This is a genomic window from Alkalicaulis satelles, from assembly GCF_008630495.1.
GTDB classification, from domain to species: Bacteria; Pseudomonadota; Alphaproteobacteria; order Caulobacterales; family Maricaulaceae; genus Oceanicaulis; species Oceanicaulis satelles.
Map to the genome: position 1 here is coordinate 190535 of NZ_VWOJ01000003.1, position 18835 is coordinate 209369.

At 67.2% G+C, this 18835-nt stretch carries 20 protein-coding genes; 12 read left to right on the forward strand and 8 right to left on the reverse strand.

The features are described from left to right. Window positions 1-104: 104 nt before the first annotated feature. From F1654_RS10875 to F1654_RS10910, 8 genes are all read left to right on the forward strand, one after another. Window positions 105-407 (forward strand): type II toxin-antitoxin system ParD family antitoxin, encoded by a 303-nt coding sequence (locus F1654_RS10875; RefSeq protein ID WP_150023572.1) that lies wholly within the window; start codon window positions 105-107, stop codon window positions 405-407. Further along, window positions 400-702, forward strand: coding sequence for a type II toxin-antitoxin system RelE/ParE family toxin (locus F1654_RS10880; protein WP_150023573.1), 303 nt, complete (start codon window positions 400-402; stop codon window positions 700-702). Before F1654_RS10875 ends, F1654_RS10880 begins: the two co-directional genes overlap by 8 nt. Window positions 703-988: 286 nt before the next feature. Further along, window positions 989-1549 carry a F0F1 ATP synthase subunit delta gene (locus F1654_RS10885; RefSeq protein ID WP_150023574.1) on the forward strand — a complete coding sequence of 187 codons (561 nt, stop codon included), beginning with the start codon at window positions 989-991 and terminating at the stop codon, window positions 1547-1549. 4 nt (window positions 1550-1553) lie between these two features. After that, window positions 1554-3086 (forward strand): F0F1 ATP synthase subunit alpha, encoded by a 1533-nt coding sequence (gene atpA, locus F1654_RS10890; RefSeq protein WP_150023575.1) that lies wholly within the window; start codon window positions 1554-1556, stop codon window positions 3084-3086. 61 nt (window positions 3087-3147) lie between these two features. Next, window positions 3148-4032 carry a F0F1 ATP synthase subunit gamma gene (locus tag F1654_RS10895; protein ID WP_150023576.1) on the forward strand — a complete coding sequence of 295 codons (885 nt, stop codon included), beginning with the start codon at window positions 3148-3150 and terminating at the stop codon, window positions 4030-4032. Window positions 4033-4096: 64 nt separating this feature from the next. Further along, window positions 4097-5536: a F0F1 ATP synthase subunit beta gene (gene atpD / locus F1654_RS10900; RefSeq protein ID WP_150023577.1), complete on the forward strand. Its 1440-nt coding sequence runs from the start codon at window positions 4097-4099 to the stop codon at window positions 5534-5536. A gap of 8 nt (window positions 5537-5544) precedes the next feature. After that, a complete protein-coding gene (locus F1654_RS10905) occupies window positions 5545-5751 on the forward strand; it encodes an eL24 family ribosomal protein (RefSeq protein WP_150023578.1) in 207 nt (68 codons plus the stop codon). Next, entirely contained in the window at window positions 5744-6145 is a 402-nt protein-coding gene (locus F1654_RS10910; protein ID WP_150023579.1) for a F0F1 ATP synthase subunit epsilon, read from the forward strand. Before F1654_RS10905 ends, F1654_RS10910 begins: the two co-directional genes overlap by 8 nt. Window positions 6146-6224: 79 nt before the next feature. On the opposite strand, the gene F1654_RS10915 is transcribed toward F1654_RS10910, so the two are convergent. From F1654_RS10915 to F1654_RS10950, 8 genes are all read right to left on the reverse strand, one after another. Further along, a complete protein-coding gene (locus F1654_RS10915) occupies window positions 6225-8414 on the reverse strand; it encodes a TonB-dependent receptor domain-containing protein (RefSeq protein WP_150023580.1) in 2190 nt (729 codons plus the stop codon). Between the two features lie 128 nt (window positions 8415-8542). Further along, entirely contained in the window at window positions 8543-9133 is a 591-nt protein-coding gene (gene rimM, locus F1654_RS10920) for a ribosome maturation factor RimM (RefSeq protein ID WP_233205252.1), read from the reverse strand. 19 nt (window positions 9134-9152) lie between these two features. After that, the gene (rpsP, locus tag F1654_RS14150) at window positions 9153-9650 is read right to left on the reverse strand and encodes a 30S ribosomal protein S16 (protein WP_150023581.1); all 498 of its coding nucleotides are present in this window, start codon (window positions 9648-9650) and stop codon (window positions 9153-9155) included. 29 nt (window positions 9651-9679) lie between these two features. Then, window positions 9680-11206, reverse strand: coding sequence for a signal recognition particle protein (gene ffh / locus F1654_RS10930; protein ID WP_150023582.1), 1527 nt, complete (start codon window positions 11204-11206; stop codon window positions 9680-9682). 216 nt (window positions 11207-11422) lie between these two features. Next, window positions 11423-11908 (reverse strand): DUF6790 family protein, encoded by a 486-nt coding sequence (locus tag F1654_RS10935; protein ID WP_150023583.1) that lies wholly within the window; start codon window positions 11906-11908, stop codon window positions 11423-11425. A gap of 55 nt (window positions 11909-11963) precedes the next feature. Continuing rightward, window positions 11964-12761, reverse strand: a complete 798-nt coding sequence (locus F1654_RS10940; RefSeq protein WP_150023584.1) for an inositol monophosphatase family protein — start codon at window positions 12759-12761, stop codon at window positions 11964-11966. A 5-nt stretch (window positions 12762-12766) separates the two neighbouring features. Next, a complete protein-coding gene (gene efp, locus F1654_RS10945) occupies window positions 12767-13333 on the reverse strand; it encodes an elongation factor P (RefSeq protein WP_150023585.1) in 567 nt (188 codons plus the stop codon). Window positions 13334-13435: 102 nt separating this feature from the next. Further along, a complete protein-coding gene (locus F1654_RS10950; RefSeq protein WP_150023586.1) occupies window positions 13436-13933 on the reverse strand; it encodes a glycoside hydrolase family 108 protein in 498 nt (165 codons plus the stop codon). 148 nt (window positions 13934-14081) lie between these two features. Here F1654_RS10950 and F1654_RS10955 point away from each other — a divergent pair, with 148 nt between their 5' ends. The 4 genes from F1654_RS10955 to pgi all read left to right on the forward strand — a co-directional run bounded on the left by F1654_RS10955 (window position 14082) and on the right by pgi (window position 18761). Beyond that, window positions 14082-14891: an aldo/keto reductase gene (locus F1654_RS10955; protein WP_150023587.1), complete on the forward strand. Its 810-nt coding sequence runs from the start codon at window positions 14082-14084 to the stop codon at window positions 14889-14891. A gap of 27 nt (window positions 14892-14918) precedes the next feature. Continuing rightward, window positions 14919-16172, forward strand: a complete 1254-nt coding sequence (locus F1654_RS10960) for an FAD-binding domain-containing protein (protein WP_233205253.1) — start codon at window positions 14919-14921, stop codon at window positions 16170-16172. Between the two features lie 94 nt (window positions 16173-16266). Next, complete coding sequence (locus F1654_RS10965) at window positions 16267-17235, forward strand: ArsR/SmtB family transcription factor (RefSeq protein ID WP_150023588.1); 969 nt, start codon at window positions 16267-16269, stop codon at window positions 17233-17235. After that, window positions 17232-18761, forward strand: a complete 1530-nt coding sequence (gene pgi / locus F1654_RS10970; RefSeq protein WP_150023589.1) for a glucose-6-phosphate isomerase — start codon at window positions 17232-17234, stop codon at window positions 18759-18761. Before F1654_RS10965 ends, pgi begins: the two co-directional genes overlap by 4 nt. Window positions 18762-18835 lie beyond the last annotated feature (74 nt).

Genomic DNA, 18835 nt, shown 5'->3' on the forward strand with positions numbered 1-18835 from the left:
TCGAACCGCAAAACCGGTTCCCACTTTTGCTGAAAAGGCTCCGGATAGCGACAAGGATTGTCAAAGTGTGTAGGATGACCCTCTCGCTTTAGCCGGAGGCCGCCATGCACATCTCCCTGACCGAACGCCTGGAAGCCTGGGTCCGCGCCAAGGTGGAGAGCGGGCTCTATAACAATGCCAGCGAGGTCATCCGCGAGGCCCTGCGCACCCAGATGCGCGCGGAACAGACCTATCAGGAGAAGCTCGACGCCCTGCGCGCCGAGATCGACAAGGGCTGGGCCCAGGCGGATGCGGGCGATGTGGTCGAGTTCGACTTTGATGCGATCATGAAAGAAGTCGAGGCTGAACTGGCCGATGCTGACGATGCGCCAGACGCGCAGGCTATAGCGGACGCTGTGCATGGCTAGGCTTCGCTTCACGCGTGACGCCAACGCGGACATGAAAGCGATCCTGAAATACTCGGTGTCTCAATGGGGCAAAAGCGTCGCCACCGGCTATGTGCAACGTCTGGAGCGTTCCTGCGAACGCGTGGCGGCCCGTCCTGAAACCGGCCGGACGCGGTCAGACCTGCGCGAGGGCCTGAGGTCGGTGGCGGTCGCCAGCCATGTGGTTTTCTTCAGGATTGACCCCGACTCCGTCACCATCGTGCGGGTGCTTCATGCGCGCCAGGATCCCGGCTCCGCGCTAGAGACAGGCGCTTAGGCTCTGTCCGCACTGCAGCAGCCCTGCGCGTGCTTAACGCCCGTCAGCGCAGCGAGGACGCGCGGCCTTGATGTCCGCCGCCGCCCCTGAACCCCGCCCCCCTGCAGCGCGTGGCGCGCCATGGTGTTGCCGCCTGCATCCCCCTGTGCTAGTTCGGCGCCGGGTTGGAACGGGCGTCCGGGCTCAGGCCTGAAGCGGCGTTTCAAAACTCAAGTTCCTTCAAAGGCTTGCACGCGCTCCGGCGTGGTCTGCAAGCGGGCATCACGAGAAGAAAGCGGCGCACACGGTGACCACCGGACAGGATGCGATCACGAGCGAGGCGGGCGGGCGCTATGCCCGCGCGCTGTTTGAGCTGGCAGATGAGGCTGGCGCGCTGGACGCGGTCGAGGCGGACATGACGGCGCTGGGCGCCGCGTTCGCCCAGTCCGCCGAGCTGCGCCGGGCCCTGTCGAGCCCGGTGCACAAGACCGGCGACAAGGCCGCGGTGCTGGCCGCTCTGGCCCAAAAGCTGAAATTCCAGGACATGACCGCGCGCTTCCTGGCCGTCACGGCCGGCAATGGCCGCGCGGGCGAGCTGCCGGACATGGCGCGCGCCTTCGCCGCGCTGGCGGCCAAACGCCGCGGCGCCTTGTCGGCCGACGTGGCCAGCGCGGATGCGCTGACGGCCGCCCAACTCAAGGACCTGGCCGCCGCGCTTAAGACGGCGCTGGGCAAGGACGTGGAGATCCGCGCCGAAGTGCGGCCGGAACTGATCGGCGGGCTGATCGTCAAGGTCGGCTCGCGCCTGTTTGATTCCTCTCTGAGCACGCAGCTCGAGGGTTTGCGCAAATCGTTGAAAGAGGCCTGACGCCATGGACATCCGGGCTGCGGAAATCTCCGCCATTCTCAAAGACCAGATCAAGAATTACGGCGCCGGCGCGGACGTGTCCGAAATCGGCCAGGTATTGTCAGTGGGCGACGGCATCGCCCGCGTTCACGGGCTGGACGAGGTCCAGGCCGGCGAGCTGGTGGAGTTCACTGGCGGGGTGAAGGGCATGGCCCTGAACCTGGAGCGCGACAATGTGGGCTGCGTGATCTTCGGCGATGACCGGGGCATCAAGGAAGGCGACACCGTCAAGCGCCTGGGCTCCATCGTGGACACGCCGGTGGGCAAGGGCCTGTTGGGCCGCGTGGTCAACGCGCTGGGCGAGCCGATCGACGGCAAGGGCCCGCTCAAAGACGTCGCCGAGCGCCGCGTTGTGGACGTGAAGGCGCCGGGCATTCTGCCGCGCAAATCCGTGCACGAGCCGATGGCGACCGGCATCAAGGCCATCGATGCGATGATCCCGGTGGGCCGCGGCCAGCGCGAGCTGATCATCGGCGACCGCCAGACCGGCAAGACCGCCATCGCGCTCGACACCATCCTGAACCAGAAGCAGATCAACGAAGGCGATGACGAGAGCAAGAAGCTCTACTGTGTCTATGTCGCCATCGGCCAGAAGCGCTCCACCGTCGCCCAGATCGTCAAGACGCTCGAGGAGAACGGCGCGCTGGACTACACCATCGTGGTCGCCGCCACCGCCTCGGACCCCGCGCCGATGCAGTTCCTGGCGCCCTTCACCGGCTGCGCCATGGGCGAGTTCTTCCGCGATAACGGCATGCATGCCCTGATCGTGTATGATGACCTGTCCAAACAGGCCGTGGCCTACCGCCAGATGTCGCTGCTGCTGCGCCGCCCGCCCGGCCGCGAAGCCTATCCCGGCGACGTGTTCTACCTGCACTCGCGCCTCCTGGAGCGCGCAGCCAAGCTCAATGAGGACCATGGTTCAGGTTCGCTGACCGCCCTGCCGGTCATCGAGACCCAGGCCAATGACGTGTCGGCCTATATCCCGACCAATGTGATCTCCATCACCGACGGCCAGATCTTCCTGGAAACCGACCTGTTCTATCAGGGCGTCCGCCCGGCGGTGAACGTCGGTCTGTCGGTGTCGCGCGTGGGCTCTTCGGCCCAGACCAAGGCGATGAAAGCCGTGGCCGGCAAGATGAAGGGCGAGCTCGCTCAGTATCGCGAGATGGCCGCCTTCGCCCAGTTCGGCTCCGACCTGGACGCCGCCACCCAGCGCCTGCTGGCGCGCGGCGAGCGCCTGACCGAGCTGCTCAAACAGCCCCAGTTCTCGCCCCTGTCCATGGAAGAACAGGTGTGCGTGATCTTCGCGGGCACGCGCGGCTATCTCGACAAGATCGCCACGCGCGATGTGGGCCGGTTCGAGGCGGAGTTCCTGCGCCATCTCCACGCCGACAAGGCGGACCTTCTGGAGACCATCCGCAAGGAGCAGAAGCTGTCTGACGAGACCGAGGCCAAGCTGAAAAGCACGGTCGAGGCCTTCACGGCGCGCTTCGCCTGATCCCTTACCGCCGGCGGCATGACGCCGCCGGCGCCTTATTGACCCCAGCGGCGCGGAAATCATGGCCAGTCTCAAGGACCTGAAAAACCGGATCAGCTCGGTCAACTCGACCAAGAAGATCACCAAGGCGATGCAAATGGTCGCCGCCGCCAAGCTGCGCAAGGCGCAGGACGCGGCCGAGGCCGCGCGTCCCTATGCCGAGCGCATGGCCGGCGTGATGGCCAATCTGGCCACTGCGATGGACGGCCCAGAGGCCCCGCGCCTGCTGGTGGGAACCGGCCAGGACGAGGTGCGCCTGCTGGTGGTGGCCACCGCCGACCGCGGCCTGTGCGGGGGCTTCAACACCAATATCTCGCGCCTGGCGCGCGAGCGCGTTGCCGCCCTGACCGCGGCGGGCAAGACGGTGAAGATCCTGTGCGTGGGTAAAAAGGGCGCGGACGCCCTCAAGCGCCTGCATGCAGACAAGATCATCGAGGTGATCGAGCTGAAAAGCGTCAAGGCGCTGGACGGCGCGGTGGCCGGCCGGATCGGCGAGCGCGTCGTGTCGCTGTTCGAAGAGGGCGCGTTTGACGTTTGCGAGGTGATCAGCTCGCAATTCGTCTCCGTGATCACCCAGAAGCCGCGCGCCCAGGTGTTGATCCCGGCGCGCGACGCCATCGACGAGAGCGTGGCCCGCCCCGATCTGAAAGGCGCGATCTACGAATACGAGCCGGACGAGGAGCAGATCCTCGCCACCTTGCTGCCGCGCTATGTGAACACAGTCATCCTGTCGGCGCTCCTGGAGAACGCCGCCGGTGAGATGGGCGCCAAGATGGCGGCCATGGACTCCGCCACGCGCAATGCCGGCGAGCTGATCAACAAGCTGAACCTGCAATACAACCGCACCCGCCAGGCCAAGATCACCAAGGAGCTGATCGAGATCATCTCCGGCGCCGAGGCGGTGTGACGCAACACCACGATTTCGGGCGGACGCGGCCGCGCCGCCCCTGGACAAGAAGAGGCTGAGTACGATGAGCAAACTCAAGGGCCGGATCGCACAGGTCACAGGCGCGGTCGTCGACGTGGAGTTCGAAGGCGGTCTGCCGGACATTCTCAATGCGCTGGAAACCGAGAACGCCGGACGCAAGCTGGTGCTGGAAGTGGCCCAGCACCTGGGCGAGAACGCCGTGCGCACCATCGCCATGGACGCCACCGAGGGCCTCAAGCGCGGCCAGGCCGTCACCGACACCGGCGAGCCGATCAAGGTTCCCGTCGGCCCCGGCACGCTGGGCCGCATCCTGAACGTCACGGGCGATCCCATTGACGAGGCCGGCAAGGTCAACACCACCGCCGTAGCCCCGATCCACCGCCCGGCGCCGGACTTCGAGGAGCAATCCACCGAAGCGGAAATCCTGCCCACCGGCATCAAGGTCATCGACCTGCTCTGCCCCTACGCCAAGGGCGGCAAGATCGGCCTGTTCGGCGGCGCGGGCGTGGGCAAGACCGTGCTGATCCAGGAGCTGATCAACAACATCGCCAAGCTGTTCGGCGGCTATTCGGTGTTCGCCGGCGTCGGCGAGCGCACCCGGGAAGGCAATGACCTGTACTGGGAGATGATCGAATCGGGCGTGAACAAGAACCCGAAAGACAATGACGGCTCGGTTGAAGGCTCGCGCTGCGCGCTGGTGTTCGGCCAGATGAACGAACCGCCGGGCGCGCGTGCGCGCGTGGCGCTGTCCGGTCTCGCGCAAGCCGAATATTTCCGCGATGAGGAAGGCAAGGACGTCTTGTTCTTCGTGGACAATATCTTCCGCTTCACCCAGGCTGGCGCGGAAGTGTCGGCGCTCTTGGGCCGCATCCCGTCCGCGGTGGGCTACCAGCCGACGCTGGCCACCGACATGGGCGCGCTGCAAGAGCGCATCACCTCCACCAAGAAGGGCTCGATCACCTCGGTGCAGGCCGTGTACGTGCCCGCCGACGACCTGACCGACCCGGCCCCGGCCACCACCTTCTCGCACCTGGACGCCACCACCGTGCTGTCGCGCGCGATCTCGGAAAAAGGCATCTACCCGGCCGTGGACCCGCTCGATTCCACCTCGCGCATCCTGGAGCCGCGCATTGTGGGCGAAGAGCACTACAACACCGCCCGCCGCGTGCAGGAAATCCTCCAGCGCTACAAGTCGCTGCAGGACATCATCGCGATCCTGGGCATGGACGAGCTGTCCGAAGAGGACAAGCTGATCGTGGCGCGCGCGCGCAAGATCGAGCGCTTCCTGTCCCAGCCCTTCGACGTGGCCGAAGTGTTCACCGGCTCGCCGGGCATCCAGGTGCCGGTTGAGGACACGGTGCGCTCGTTCAAGGCGATCTGCGAGGGCGAGTATGACCACCTGCCCGAGCCCGCCTTCTACATGGTCGGCACCATCGAGGACGCGGTGAAGAAAGCCGAACGCCTGGCCGCTGAAGCGGCGTAGAGCTGACAATGGCCTCCGGCCACCCCACGCTGCGGATCGAGGATTGCGTCAACAGCGCATGTCCCTGGTCCGGAAAACCGGTGAGCGCCGATTCGCTCACCGTCTATCGCGGGGCGGTGGTAGGCTTCTGTAATCCCGGCTGCCGGGACAAGTTTGAAGCGGCGACCCGCGCGTTCGACAGCGTGATAGCCGCAAGGGACGATGACAATGGCTGACAAGCTTCATTTCGATCTCGTCTCGCCGGAAAAGCGCGTGTTCGCCGGTGAGGTGGACATGGTCGTGGTCCCTGGCGAGGACGGTGATTTCGGGGTGCTGGCCGGGCACGCTCCGTTCATGAGCACGATCCGCTCGGGCGCCATCGCGGTGCATGAGGGCGGGTCGGTGACGCGCACCTTCATCCATGGCGGCTTCGCCGAAGTGACCCCGGACGGGCTCACCATCCTGGCCGAAGAAGCCATCGCGCTGGATTCGGTGAACGCCGAAAGCGTGTCAGCCGAGCTGACCAAGGCGCGTGAAACCCTCTCCATGGCCCGCGACGACGCCGAGCGCGCCGAAGCCGAGGCCCGCGTGGACAAGCTCGAAGCCCTGCTGGCGGCGCTAGCTCACTAGCCAGACGGCCGCAACCGGACATGAAAAAGGCCGCGCTCTTTCGAGCGCGGCCTTTGTGTTTTGGGGTGGCGCCGGAGGTCTAGAAGTCCACGCCCAGACTCACATACAGCCGCCGAGGCTCCAGAATGGTGGAGTAGACATTGCTGGTGAGGATCTGGGCGGGGTTATTGCGGCGCGGGTATTCGCGATAGTCGATGAAGTCCTTGTCCGTCAGGTTCTGCACCACCGCCGTCAGGCGCACCTGATCGCTGAACCGCCAGGTGGCGCCCAGATCGAACTGGGTGAAGCCGCGAAACGCGCCCAGCGCCTCGAACGCGCCCTGGGCCGATCCGCCATCCTGGGGCTCGTGATAATTGCGCGGACGCCAGGCGCTGGAGCGGTATTCCGCCGTCAGAAAGCCCGTCAGCCGGGACGTGGCGTCCCATAAAAGCGTGGCGTTGGCCATGTGATCGGGCACAGACACCAGCGGATCACCGACACGGCTGGCTGCACTGTCCGGGTTGAGCTGACTGCGGGTGACCTCGGAGTCAGTGTAGGTGTAGTTGGCCTGCACCCGCCAGTCAGTGGCCAGCTGGGCCGTAGCGGCCAGTTCCAGCCCCTGAATGACCGCCTCGCCGATATTGAGCGATACGCCCGCATTGGCGCCCGTGCCGCGCTCGACCAGATTGGTCAGTTCATTGCGGAACACGGTGGCCTGCACCGACCAGGGACCGGGATTATAAAGGGCGCTGACCTCGTAATTGGTGCTGGTCTCAGGCTTCAGGTCCGGATTGCCGAAAATCGGCGTCGTGCCCTGATTGCCAAATCCGATAATGCCGCTGGACAACTGCTCCACCGGAGGCGTGCGGTAGCCGCGCCCGGCGCCGCCTTTCAGCGTCCATGCCCCCGCCGGCGCCCAGACCAGATAGAGGCGCGGGGTGAACTCGCCGGAAAACGCCTCGCTGTCATCATAGCGCAGCCCGCCCGTCAGGGTGAGGCTGGGGCTGAGCGCCCAGCTGTCCTCAATGAACACGGAATACTGGCTGACCGCCGCAGAGCCGCCGCCGAACAGGCCGTCCGTCAGCTCAGGGTCGAGATACTGGCCGCCCACGGTGAGCGTATGCGCGCCCAGCTCGCTGACCAGCCGGGTGTCGAACACCCAGGTCTCCATTTCCAGCACGCGCGGGCCGCCCTCAACGGCCGGATCCAGACCGCTGCCCGCATTGATCGTGCGCCCCAGCGTCTCGACAAAGTCATGGGTCAGGCTGGTGAGCCATGTGCCAAAGCTGAATTCGCCCTCATGCGAAAGCCGGAATTGCTGGCGGTTAAAGCCTAGCTCGCGCTGATAGCCGCGGCAGAAATTGGGGTCGGTGAAATCGCCATGAGAGCAAGGCCCGCTGGTCCCTTGAAGGCGGTGCAGACCGCCCATCTGGCCACGGTCATTATTGTAGGTCTGCTCGGTGCGGTCCCAGCGAAAGGAGAAACGCTGTCCCGGCGCCGCGTCGAAATCCAGCCGGGCGCCCATCGTGACGATATCGGCCTGAACCGGGTTTTGTCCCATGGTGGCGCTCTCCACCAGCCGCTCGGGCGCAAACGGATCCACGCCGGGAATCTCGATATTGGAGTCGCCTCTCCGGGACACGCGCGCATAGCCGCTAAAGCCCAGGCGCTCGCCCAGCGGGCCGGCCAGATAACCTTCCGCCAGCGCTGTTGAGCCGAAGCGCGAATCCTCCTGGAACGTGCCCGATACCTGCACCGAGCCGCCCCAGGTCTCGCCCGGCTGGCGGGTGATCACATTGACCACGCCACCGATCGCGTCCGAGCCGTAAAGCGTGGACATGGGTCCGCGGATCACCTCCACCCGCTCAATCGCGGCGGCGGGCGGGAAAAACACGCTGGCGGCGTCATTAAAGGCATTGGGCGCCACTGTGCCCATTACGTTCTGGCGCACGCCGTCGAGCAGCACCAGGGTGTAATCGCTGGGCAAGCCGCGCAGGGATATCGCCTGATTGCCCGTCTTGCCGCTGCGCGCATCAAACGGCCGGGCGTTCACCCCCTCAACCCCCGTCACAATATCCACCAGGCTGAGAATATTGCGGCGCTCCATCGCCTCGCGCCCGATCACGGTCATGGAGGCGGGAGCCTGCTCGATCCGCTGGGTATAGCCAGCCGCTGTGACCACGATCACATCGACATTCTGCTGGCCCGCATCCGCGTCCGCGGCGGCGTTAGCAAAAGCGGGCGCGGCGGCCAGGATGGCGGCGGCGCTGGAGAGGAGGAGACGTTTCATTTTCTGGGACCAACATGTTTGGTGATTGCGAGGCATTTGCAATACGCGCCCACGACCGGCCCTGTCCATAGTTTTTGAGAATGAATTGCAGTTAAGGTTCTGCGGCGTTCGCGCGCAGGGCTCGCGGCCTACCCCTCGCCGCCCGCCTGGTCCTGATCGCCGGCGTCCAGCACGTCAGGCAGGCGCACGCGCAGCCAGCCCTCTTTCACCGACACCTCGGGCACGGCCTCGCGGGTGAAGGCGGCGTAGATCACGCCGCCCGGCCCGGCGATCTCCAGCACATCGCCCGCGCCGAAATCCTGCACCGCACGGACGTTGCCGATGGGCGCTCCGTCCTCGTCACGCGCCTCCAGCCCGATCAGATCGGCGTGGTAGAACTCGTCTTCGTCCGGCGCGGGCAGCGCCGCGCGCGGCACGTGCAGGAGCGCGCCCTTCATGGCCATGAGCTGTTCGCGGGTCAGGCCCTCGCGCACCGTGACGATGAGCACGCCGGACGGGCCGGGCTTGGCCTTCACCGGGGTCAGGATCACCTGGCCCGACGCATCCAGGAACGGGCCATAGGAACAGGCCGCTCCGGCATCGCCGAAGGGCTTGATCTTCGCCTCGCCGCGCACGCCATGGGCGCCCGCAAGGGCGGCGATGACGACCAGATCGGGCGGGGCGGATGAAGGCATGGGATCAAGACCGGCCCGGCCCTGCGGGGAGATATCCCCTCGCAAGGGCCGGATATCCGGATGACTAGGCCTTGGCCGCTTCGTCTTCAGCAGCGGCGTCTTCAGCCGGCGCTTCGGCGGCGGCTTCTTCAGCCGGAGCTTCAGCAGCGGTCTCTTCGGCGGGGGCCTCCTCAGCGGCGGGCGCCTCGGCGGCGGCCTTGGCTTCGGCTTCAGCCGTCTTGCGGGCCTCTTCCTTCTCGGCGCGCTCGGCGGCGCGTTCCTTGGCTTTCTCGCCCGGCTCGGCCTTTTTCGGGTTATTGCCCGGCTTCCACTCCATCACCCCGGCGGCGGCCAGGAAGCGCGCCACGCGGTCGGTGGGCTGGGCGCCCTTCTTGATCCACTCGGCGGCCTTTTCCGCGTCCAGCTTCACGCGGTCGGCGTGATCCTTGGGCAGCATGGGGTTATAGGCGCCGATCTTCTCGATGAAGCGGCCATCGCGCGGATTGCGGCTGTCAGCCACCACGATGCGGTAATAGGGGCGTTTCTTGGCGCCGCCACGGGCGAGACGGATTTTCACAGACATGGGTTCTGGGTCCTTTTAGGTGTTCGAGATCATTTTTTCGGTTTGGCGCCGGGCAGGCCGGGAAGGCCGGGAAAACCGCCCGGAGCGGGCGGTTTCGTGGGGCCGCCAGCGCCCGGCAGGCCTGGCAGTCCACCCGCGCCCGAAGGCGCGTGTCCTTTGAGAAGATCGGCCGCGGCGGCATCCAGCCCCGGCCCGCCCATGCCGGGGGGCATCTTGCCCCCGCCCGGCATGCCCGGCAGGCCCTTGCCCTTGCCGGCCTTCTTCATCATGTCCGCCATCTGGCGGTGCATCTTGATCAGCTTGTTGACCTCGGGCACTTCGACGCCCGCGCCCTTGGCGATGCGGCGCTTGCGGCTGGCTTTGAGGATGTCCGGCTTGGCGCGTTCTTCGGGCGTCATCGACAGGATGATCGCCTCCTGGCGCGCAATCGCCTTGTCGTCAAAACCCGACGCGGCCATCTGGGCCTTGGCCGCCTTGTTCATGCCGGGCATCATCCCCATGATCGAGGCGAGCCCGCCCATTTTCTTCAGCTGGCCGAGCTGGTCGCGCAGATCCTCCAGGTCGAACTTGCCCTTGGCCATCTTGCGGGCCAGGCGCTCGGCCTTTTCCTGATCAACCTCGGCTGCCGCCTTCTCCACCAGGGAGACGATGTCGCCGCGCCCCAGGATGCGCCCGGCCAGGCGGCGCGCATCAAACGCGTCGAGCCCGTCGACCTTTTCCGAGACGCCCAGGAACTTGATCGGCAGGCCGGTGACCCAGCGCATGGACAGGGCCGCGCCGCCGCGCCCGTCGCCATCCATCCGCGTCAGGATCAGGCCGGTCAGCGGCAGGCGCTCATGGAAACGCCGCGCCGTCTCCACCGCGTCCTGGCCGGTCAGGGCGTCAGCCACCAGCAGCGTCTCGCGCGGGCGTGCGATGTCGGCGATGCGCGCGGCCTCGGCCATCATCTCTTCATCGATGGAGGTGCGGCCGGCGGTGTCCAGGATCACCACGTCATAGCCCTGCAGGCGCGCCGCGCTCATGGCGCGCTTGGCGATCTCGGTCGCCGACTGGCCCTTGACGATGGGCAGGCTCGCCACCCCCGCCTTCTCGGCCATCTGCGCCAGCTGCTCCATCGCCGCCGGGCGGCGGGTGTCGAGGGAGGCGACCAGCACCTTCTTCTTCTCACGCGAGCTCAGGCGCAGGGCCAGCTTGGCCGTGGTGGTGGTCTTGCCCGAGCCCTGAAGGCCCGCCATCAGGATCGCCACCGGCGGCTCGCCGGCCAGCGACAGGCCTTGCGGCCCGCCGTCCTCGCCGCCCAGCAGCACCACCAGCTCGTCATGGACGATCTTGATGACCTGCTGGCCAGGGGCCACGGCGCGGATGACGCGCTCGCCCACCGCCTCAGCGCGCACGCGGCTCATGAAGTCCTTGACCGCCGGCAGGGCCACATCGGCCTCCAGCAGCGCCACACGGATCTCGCGCAGGGCCGCGTCCACGTCCTTCTCAGAGAGCGCGCCGCGCCCCGTGAGCTGGTCGAAGACGCCGGACAGGCGGTCGGTCAACGTGTCGAACATCAGTCGTCCTTCAAAAGCATCAGCGCGCCCCTGAAATCGCACCGGCAAGCGCACACGCCGCAACGACCCCGCTGGACGCAACGCGTCGAGCCTGGGTGTCTCGCCGGCCTCCGGGAGTTGCTCCCGCGCTTGTGCGGGCTCCGTGTGCCGGTGATGACGAGCGTAATGCCGGTCCTTCAGAGAACCCGCGGGGGATAGGGGGAGACGGGCGGAGAGTCAAGGGTGGGGAGGCCGGGAGCCACGCAGTGACAGGGCCAGCAGCACACCCAGCACGGCTGCGATGTAGAGGTCGGATGCCATGGCGGCGAGCTTGAGCGTGTTGAACGCTTCAGCCGACAAGGCATGACGCACGCCCGCAGCGCCAAAGAATACAAAGCCGAGAAGTGCCGCTGCACGCCGCCAGGAGGCCGCCCCCAGGCTGATCATGGCCATCAACCCCATGGCGATATTGGCGAAGCCCAGCTCCTGGATGAAGGGGATCACCACCGGATCGCTGATCTGGAAAATGCTCGCCGCAGTGAAGTCCGGGCGCATAACCTGGCTTGCTCCTGCCGTAAACAGGCGCACGCCCACAGCCCAGAACACAAACCATTTGAGCGCCAGCTCGGTCAGGCCAGCCATACTGCGCCCGCGCGTGCGCTCAATGGCGATGGACGCCAGCGGCAGCGCTACAAACAGGGCGAACAGCATGCCCAGATACATGGAGCCCTCCCTGTGAGGATGGGGCCGACAGTATCCCTGATGGGGACGGGCGTGGCTACCCGCTCACCTTCTTCAACCGCTCGCGCAGCTCGCCTAGGACGAACTCATTGCCAGCGGCGATATCGCCGGTGGTCATGACGTCGCCGGTTGCGTCGATGGCGCCGGCGAAGCCGCCCGCCTCGCGGATCATCACCATGCCTGCGGCGATGTCCCAGGGTTTCAGCCCGCGTTCCCAGAAGCCGTCAAACCGGCCCGCCGCCGTCCAGGCCAGATCCAGCGAGGCCGCGCCATAGCGCCGGATTCCGGCGCACATCGGCATGATGGCGTGCAGTTCTTTGAGGGCGCGCGCATGGCCGGTCTTGCCGAAGAAGGGCAGGCCGGTGGCGATCACGCAGTCCTGGAAATTGCGCCGGTCGGCGACGCGCAGGCGCCGGTCATTGAGATAGGCGCCGCGGCCCTTTTCGGCGTGGAACAGATCGTCGGTGGCGGGGTTGTAGATCACCCCGGCCACCAGCTCGCCCTCGCGCTCCAGCGCCACCGAGATGGCGAAATGGGGCTGGGCGTGGGTGAAATTCGTGGTCCCGTCCAGCGGATCGACGATCCAGCGGTGGGAGCGGTCGGTGCCCTCCACCACGCCGCGCTCTTCCATCAGGAAGCCATAACCGGGCCGCCCCTTGGACAGCTCGGCAAAAAGAACTTCTTCCGATTTGAGATCGGCGGCGGTGACGAAATCGGCAGGGCCCTTGCGGGACACCTGCAGGTGCTCGACCTCGTTGAAATCACGCGCCAGCTTGCGGCCCGCCTTGCGGACCGCGCCGGTCATCACCTGCATCAGGGCGGAAACGGTGCTCATGGGCTCTAGTCGGCCCGGCGCACGTAGGAGCCGTCCTCGGTGGACACGACCACCTTCTCGCCAACGCCGACAAATGGCGGCACGGCCGAGCGAATATTGCCGGTGAGAATGGCCGGCTTGTAGGAATTGGCTGCGGTCTGGCCCTTCACCACCGGCTCGGTCTCGATCACTTCCAGCTCAACATGGTTGGGCAGGGAGATGCCGATGGGCTTGTCCTCATAGAATTCCAGCGTGACCATCATGCCGTCGGTGAGATAGGCCGCGCGCTCCTCGCCCACGAAATCCACATGCAGCGAGATCTGCTCGTAGCTTTCAGTGTTCATGAACACCAGCATCTCGCCCTCGGGATAGAGATACTGATAGTCGCGCTGCTCCAGGCGCACGCGCTCCACCTTGTCGGCCGAGCGGAAACGCTCATTGAGCTTGCGTCCGTCCAGGATGTTCTTCAGCTCGACCTGGGCGAAGGCGCCGCCCTTGCCGGGCTTGACGTGATCGGCCTTGACCGCCGTCCACAGCGTGTCCTGGTGCTTGAGCACCATGCCGGGCTTGATTTCATTGCCGTTGATTTTCATGGCCGCTCATTTCAGTCCTGCTGGCCGCGCTTCAATGATGGCGCGGCGCCCGTCTTCAACCGGGCGCGGGTGTATCAGCGCGGGGGCATGGCGGCAAGGCAATCACACCGCCGCGGCCAGCACGCTCATCAAGCGCCGCGCCCAGCCGAGGCCAAACGTGGGGAAGGTGTTGAGGCGGGCGTAGAACACCATGCGCCGCGCCGCGATCTCGCAAACCGTGTCGGCGGGTTTCAGGCGCGCGGCGGCCGCCAGCGTCTGCGGGCCGATCACACCGTCATCGGTGACGTTCACCGCGCGCTGCAGGAACAGGGCGGCCTGGCGGGGCCCGTGATTGACCGCAGCGTCAAACACCATCGCGTCCACGCCGGCGGGCAGTTCATCACAGCGGCAGGCGTCCCAGTAGCGCGCCTTGTAAATCTCGCCGGCTTCCTGCCGGGTCATGGTGCGCACATCATCGCGCGTCACCGGCGTGCCGCGCCAGGCCGCCAGCACCGCTTGCGTTATTCCGAAATTGGTCGCCCCGCCGGGATCGGAAGGGTGATCTGAAAATCCGCCCTCCACCTGGAACACATGCGCCAGCGCCTGCTCGAACCGGTCCATCTCCGCCTCCCTCTGTCCTGATCTTGCACGCCCAGCATGGGGGCGCGGGAGCACAGGGGGATTGGGGCGCGGACAAGGGGGAAGGTACGGTTCACGCAGCACTCAAACCCGTTTCAGCCGCCGGGCAACGGGTTTAGGCTGCGCGCCCATGATTCCGCCGCTCTCTCCGCTTGGCTTTGGCGTCTCCGGCGCGCTCGGCACGCCGCTGGTAACGCGCGCCGAGGCCCAGCGCCTGATCACGCGCGCCTTCGAAGGCGGGGTGCGTGTGTTTGACACCGCGCCCGCCTATGGCGCAGGCGAGGCCGAGCAGCGCCTGGGCCAGGCGATCCGAAGCCTCGGGCGCGAGCGCCTGTTCGTGATCACAAAGGCGGGGATAGAAAGCGCCGGGCTGATGCGCCGGCGGCGCGATTTCTCTCCGGACGCCATCGAGGCGAGCCTGACCGCCAGCCTGAAGCGCCTCGGGGTAGAGGGGGTGGACGGGTTCTTCCTGCACGGTCCGGGCGGCCATGAACTGACCGATGCGCTGTTTAAGCGCCTGGATGCGCTAAAAGCGGCGGGCGCCTACGCGCATCTCGGCGTGGCGGGGCTGGGAGAGGAGCTGGACGCGGCGCTGGGCGCGGGCCGGTTCGACATGATGATGGCGCCGGTCCATCCCTTTCTCGATGTGCGTGAGGAGGCGCGGCTCGCCGCCGCCCGCGCCCGCGGGGTTCGCGTCATCGCCATACAGAGTGCGGGCGACGCCCCGGTCCAGCGCCGCCTGCCGCGCCGCCCCGCCGATCTCTATGCGCTGGCGCGCAGCCTGCGCCCCGCCGCGCCGGGACGCGGGCGGGTGGAGCCGGTGACCGGGGCACGCGCGGCGCTGGCCCGCCCGGAAGTCGACACCGTGCTGATCACCACCACCCGGCGCGCGCATCTCGACGCCCACCTGGCCGCCCATCTGGCCGACGCCCTCGCCTGACAAGCCTGGCGCGCTAGCTCTGCGCTCATGAGCCAGAGCGATCTATTCAGGACTGAAACCGCCAGCGCCCTGCCCGCGCCCACGCGCGCGGCGGGGCTTGAACGTCTGACCGCCTTCACCCCCGCCATGGGCCGGGCCTATGCAGCGAGGCGCAATGAGGATCTGGGCCCGCACGACCGCTCGAATGTATCGGGCTTAAGCGCCCATGTGCGCCGGCGCCTGTTGCGCGAGGACGAGCTGGCCAGCGCCGCCCTCGCCGCCCACGGGCTTCAGGAGGCGGACAAGTTCATTCAGGAGGTATGCTGGCGCACTTACTGGAAGGGCTGGCTGGAGATGCGCCCCTCGGTCTGGGCGGACTACCAGGCCGGGCTGGCGCGTGATCTGGAGGCTCTGGAGCGCGATGGCGCGCTGGCCCGGCGCTATCAGGACGCGGTGGCGGGGCGCACCGGCATCACCTGTTTCGACGCCTGGGCCGGGGAACTCACGGAACTGGGCTGGCTGCACAATCATGCGCGCATGTGGACCGCCTCTATCTGGATCTACACGCTGGGCCTGCCCTGGCGCCTCGGCGCGGACTGGTTCTTGCGCCATCTGATCGACGCGGACCCGGCCTCCAACACGCTCAGCTGGCGCTGGGTGTGCGGACTGCACACGCCGGGCAAGACCTATCTGGCGCGCGCCGGCAATATCGCCCGCTTCACCGGCGGCCGCTTCCAGCCCGGCCCTGGCGAACTGGCCCGCGAGGCGCCGCCTCTGGCCGATGATCCCGGCCATCCCGCTCCCGCCCCCCTCCAGTCCGGCGCGCGACCGGACCCGGCCGCCCCGGTCTTCCTCCTCATCACCGAGGATGATCTCCATCCCGAGAGCTGGGGCGTGGGCGCGCTCGATATCGCAGGCGGCGCCGTCCTCGATGCGAAAGAGGGCCTGAGCCCCCTGCCCCGGGGCGCAGCGGCGCAAGCCTTCAGCGCCAGCGCGCTGGAAGACGCCCGCCAGAGGGCGTCTGATGCGTTCGGATGCGCTTTCAGTACGAAAACCTCGATTTTCGACGCAAAACAGGCCGTTTTGAACACACCAGCACGCCAGATTGTCACACAACGCCCCTGCCAGGGGCCTGCACGCAGCGCGCTGGACGCCGCCGCGCCGGACATCAGATCGGCAGGCCTCAGCCTGATCGAACTGCGCCGGGATTGGGACCGGGCCTTCTATCCACATGCGGGAAAAGGCTTTTTCAAGCTGAAACAAGCCATACCAGCCGTGCTGCGCTCGCTCGGCCTTCACTGAGCGCGCCGCGCACCGGATGACAATCCGCGCCAGCCCGGCTAAGCCATGACAGTCCCGCCAAACCCGGCGGGCTGAACCAGAACAAGGGCTTGTCATGCAGTCGGATCTGCTGGCCAAACTCAAGGCGCTCGCCGAGCCCTCGCGCCTGCGCATCGTCTCGCTCCTGTCCCAGGGCGAGATGACGGTCAGCGAAATCATCCAGGTGCTCGGCCAGAGCCAGCCGCGCGTGTCGCGCCACCTCAAACTGCTGGCCGACGCCGGACTGTGCGAGCGTTTTCCTGAAGGTGGATGGGTGTTCTACCGGCTGGTGCGCACCGGACCTGTATCGCGTCTGGCCGCGCTGATCGAGGACTTCACCGACACCGACGATCCCCAGGTGCAACGCGACCGCCAGCGCCTGTCCGAACTCAAACGCCTGCGCGCCCAGAGCGCGGAGCGTTTCTTCGAGGCCGCCGCCGTCCAGTGGGCCCAGATCCGCTCCATGCATTTCTCCGAAGCCGCCGTGGAGGCCGAACTGGTGAGGCTTGTGGCCGGCCAGCGCTTTACCCGGCATGTGGATGTGGGCACCGGCACCGGACGCATGCTGGAGCTGTTCAGCGCCCAGGCCGATGAGGGCATGGGCGTTGATTTGTCTCGCGAAATGCTCTCGGTGGCCCGCGCCAAGCTGTCCGAAGCCGGCCTCTCCACGCGCTTTGTGCGCCAGGCTGACGCCTCGGCCCTGCCGCTGGATGATGGCGCAGCTGATCTCGTCACCGTTCATCAGGTGCTGCACTATCTCTCCGACCCGCGCGAGGCGCTGCGTGAATGCGCGCGCGTACTGGCGCCGGACGGTGTCTTGCTGATCGTTGATTTCGCCGAGCACCGCCACGAGACCCTGCGCGTCGAACATCACCACCGCCATCTGGGCTTTCCGCCGGCCCAGGTGACGGGCTGGCTCACCGGCGCGGGGCTGGATCTGACCCAGCTGGTGACTCTAGAGCCTGAAGGCATCAAGGGCGGGCTCACCGTCCTCATCTGGGCCGCCCGGCGCCCGCAAGACGCACATGGAGACGTGCCCGCATGACCCTCGCCGCCCTCGACGCCCATGCCCGGCGCCTGGCCGGCGCGGACATGCGCACCCTGATCGCCGAACCGGGCCGCGATGACGCGCTGGTTCTGGAAGCGGCGGGCCTGGTCTTTGACGCCCGGCGCCAGCGCCTGGACCTCCAGGCCTGGAAGGCGTTGCTCAACACGGCGCAGGACGCCCGGCTGCCCGAAGCCTTCGCCGCCATGGCCCGCGGCGACGTGATCAACACCACGGAAAGCCGCCCGGTGCTTCACATGGCCTGCCGCAATCCGGACCGTCTCGCTGACCCGGCCCTCGCATCGCGCCTGCGCGGCGCGCGCGAGCGCACGGCCGCCTTCGCGGATGCTATTGGCGCTCCCGATGCGCTGGCCGGCCATCCGGTGCGGCGCATCGTCAATATCGGCATTGGCGGATCGGATCTGGGGCCGCGCTTCATCTATGACGCGCTGAAAGCCTGGCGGCGTGAGGGCGTCGAGGCGCGCTTCGTGTCCAATCTCGATCCGGCCGATCTCGATGACGCGCTGGAGGGCGCCGAGCCCGAGACCACGCTGGTGGTCATCGTCTCGAAATCCTTCACCACCCAGGAAACCCTGATGAATGGCCAGGCCGCACGCGGCTGGCTCGCCGCCCGGCTGGGCGAAAAGGGCGCTGATGCGCGCCTGTGCGCGGCCACCGCCGCGCCGGACAAGGCGGCGGAATTTGGCGTGGACCCGGCGCGCATCTTCCCGTTCGAGGGCGGGGTGGGCGGGCGCTATTCCTTATGGTCGCCGGCGGGCATCGCCATCGAGCTGGCCGTGGGCGCCAAGGTCTATGCCCGCCTGCTGCACGGCGCGCGGGTGATGGATGACGATGCGCTGGAAACCCCGCTGGCCACCAATCTCGCCGCCGCCAAGGGTCTGGTGGACGCCTGGAACCGGGCCGTTCGCGGCCTGCCTTCGCGCTGCGTGGCGGCCTATTCCTCACGGCTCGAACGCCTGCCGGCCTATCTCCAGCAGCTGGAGATGGAAAGCCTTGGCAAATCCGCAGCCCATGATGGCGCGGCGCTTCCCCCGCGCCATTCGGGCGCACTGGTCTGGGGCGGGCGCGGATCGGATCTGCAGCACTCGGTCTTCCAGTGGCTGCATCAGGGCCAGGACGAGGCGCCGGTGGATTTCATCGCCCTCAATGACTCCAGCTTCATGGAAGACCCGCGCGCCCGGGCGCTGAACGCCAATCTCGCCGCCCAGGGCGCAGCGCTCACGACAGGGCGCGCTGGCGAGGGGGAGCTGGCGGCGCACAAGGCCATCGCCGGCGGGCGCGCCAGCAGCACCATCCTGATGCCCGGCCTGACGCCGGAGAGCCTGGGCGCGCTGGTGGCGCTGCATGAGCACAAAGTGTTTGCCGAGAGCGTGCTTTACGGCCTCAACGCCTTTGACCAGTGGGGCGTGGAGCTGGGCAAGGCGCTTGCCCGCGACCTGCTTTCCGGGGACATGAGCGGCTTCGATCCGGCTGCGCGCGATCTGGCCCGCCGCCTCGGTCTCTGACGTGATGAGCGCCAGGCGCTTACACGCGTTCGCCGGGGCGTGCGAATCCGCATACACGCACCCACACACGACCG

Coding starts and splice junctions, on each gene's coding strand:
- F1654_RS10935 (WP_150023583.1), bottom strand. CDS start 11,908: ATGTATCTGGGCATGCTGTTCGCCCTGTTTGTAGCGCTGCCGCTGGCG.
- F1654_RS10895 (WP_150023576.1), top strand. CDS start 3,148: ATGGCCAGTCTCAAGGACCTGAAAAACCGGATCAGCTCGGTCAACTCG.
- F1654_RS10910 (WP_150023579.1), top strand. CDS start 5,744: ATGGCTGACAAGCTTCATTTCGATCTCGTCTCGCCGGAAAAGCGCGTG.
- pgi (WP_150023589.1), top strand. CDS start 17,232: ATGACCCTCGCCGCCCTCGACGCCCATGCCCGGCGCCTGGCCGGCGCG.
- F1654_RS10955 (WP_150023587.1), top strand. CDS start 14,082: ATGATTCCGCCGCTCTCTCCGCTTGGCTTTGGCGTCTCCGGCGCGCTC.
- F1654_RS10880 (WP_150023573.1), top strand. CDS start 400: ATGGCTAGGCTTCGCTTCACGCGTGACGCCAACGCGGACATGAAAGCG.
- atpA (WP_150023575.1), top strand. CDS start 1,554: ATGGACATCCGGGCTGCGGAAATCTCCGCCATTCTCAAAGACCAGATC.
- rpsP (WP_150023581.1), bottom strand. CDS start 9,650: ATGTCTGTGAAAATCCGTCTCGCCCGTGGCGGCGCCAAGAAACGCCCC.
- F1654_RS10940 (WP_150023584.1), bottom strand. CDS start 12,761: ATGAGCACCGTTTCCGCCCTGATGCAGGTGATGACCGGCGCGGTCCGC.
- F1654_RS10915 (WP_150023580.1), bottom strand. CDS start 8,414: ATGAAACGTCTCCTCCTCTCCAGCGCCGCCGCCATCCTGGCCGCCGCG.
- atpD (WP_150023577.1), top strand. CDS start 4,097: ATGAGCAAACTCAAGGGCCGGATCGCACAGGTCACAGGCGCGGTCGTC.
- F1654_RS10960 (WP_233205253.1), top strand. CDS start 14,919: ATGAGCCAGAGCGATCTATTCAGGACTGAAACCGCCAGCGCCCTGCCC.
- F1654_RS10875 (WP_150023572.1), top strand. CDS start 105: ATGCACATCTCCCTGACCGAACGCCTGGAAGCCTGGGTCCGCGCCAAG.
- F1654_RS10950 (WP_150023586.1), bottom strand. CDS start 13,933: ATGGACCGGTTCGAGCAGGCGCTGGCGCATGTGTTCCAGGTGGAGGGC.
- efp (WP_150023585.1), bottom strand. CDS start 13,333: ATGAAAATCAACGGCAATGAAATCAAGCCCGGCATGGTGCTCAAGCAC.
- F1654_RS10905 (WP_150023578.1), top strand. CDS start 5,545: ATGGCCTCCGGCCACCCCACGCTGCGGATCGAGGATTGCGTCAACAGC.
- ffh (WP_150023582.1), bottom strand. CDS start 11,206: ATGTTCGACACGTTGACCGACCGCCTGTCCGGCGTCTTCGACCAGCTC.
- F1654_RS10965 (WP_150023588.1), top strand. CDS start 16,267: ATGCAGTCGGATCTGCTGGCCAAACTCAAGGCGCTCGCCGAGCCCTCG.